A 496-nucleotide genomic window follows, 5' to 3' on the forward strand; every position below is an offset into this window, starting at 1 on the left:
CGACGGCAGACACGCGCCCACCGGATGGCTGGTGCGCTTCGACCCGGTCCGCGTCCAGCTGGCCGACGACAGGATCCGGGTACAGGGCACGCTACGGGCCACCGAGACCGACTCGGCGACCCTGGAGGTCGTCGCGGACCACACCTTCGTGTACGCGCTGCGGCCGACCGGCGCCGGTGAGCAGGCGAAGGCGTCCCTGTTCACCGTCCGGCGCGAACTGCACTTCAGCTTCGACCGCGACGACCTGCGGGCGCACCAGGTCCGGCTGGTCGTCTCCTACGTCCAGGCCGGACCGCTGTCCTGCGCGGAGGACTCCGTCGGTTACCTGAGGCCGCTGCTGGCCGGTCAGACCGCGGCGGCGGGTGGCCCCGCCGGGACGGATCCCTTTGCCACGGGCAGTGCCACGGCGTTGTGCGGGTCGCTGGCGGCGGGGGCACAGCCGAAGGTCTAGCGCTCTGCGGGACGTGCGGTACTGAACCTGCGGGCCAATGGGGGC

General features: G+C 72.6%; 1 pseudogene. It reads left to right on the forward strand.

The window, feature by feature from the left end:
- Window positions 1-451 (forward strand): annotated as a pseudogene (locus tag G3I60_RS43925) (hypothetical protein); the annotation flags it as partial.
- Window positions 452-496 lie beyond the last annotated feature (45 nt).

It is taken from the genome of Streptomyces sp. SID13666 (assembly GCF_010548325.1).
Taxonomy (GTDB): Bacteria; Actinomycetota; Actinomycetes; order Streptomycetales; family Streptomycetaceae; genus Actinacidiphila; species Actinacidiphila fildesensis.